The sequence below is a fragment of the Massilimicrobiota sp. An134 genome, assembly GCF_002160815.1.
Lineage (GTDB): Bacteria > Bacillota_I > Bacilli_A > Erysipelotrichales > Coprobacillaceae > Allocoprobacillus > Allocoprobacillus merdigallinarum.
Window position 1 is genome coordinate 1 of record NZ_NFLH01000092.1, and the last position, 539, is coordinate 539.

At 35.3% G+C, this 539-nt stretch carries 1 protein-coding gene; it reads right to left on the bottom strand.

All coding sequences use genetic code 11. The features are described 5' to 3' along the window. Nucleotides 1-539 (bottom strand): transposase (locus tag B5E79_RS13535; protein WP_479684575.1); only part of this gene is annotated, 539 nt, incomplete at both ends.

The window sequence follows — 539 nt, forward strand, 5'->3', positions numbered from 1 at the left end:
ATTCCTCTTTTCTTCTTTGATTCTTTATCTTCAACTGTTATTCCAGGATGTTTAACATCTGAAAGTTTTTCATCAAGGTAAACAACTCCATCTAGTATGCGATCTTCAGCCGTGAGAGAAGCACATACACTCAGTATCTTATGTCTCCACACAAGAGATGTATGTTCGCATATACCTGCAATATGAGCAGACTGTACAATGGTATCACCACGAAAGAGTGATTCCATATACAGATACCATTGATAGGCTTCCTTCTTTGAATATGAAAACAGAGTTCCTGTCATGGGCGAGAAAGTCTTGTGACAATGTTTGCATAAATATCTTTGATTTCCATTTTTATCCTTGCCATATCTAATGATGTGCTCATGCCCGCAGTGAGGGCAAAAGGAACTATCAAATTCATCTGACAGTTCCTTATGTACTTCACCATCATAGATATGATTGATGATATGGTTATTGAGCTTTTCTCTAATGATTTCAATTTCATCATCAGTTGCATTATTGATAATGGAATCAATAATATCATTAAACATTTTATC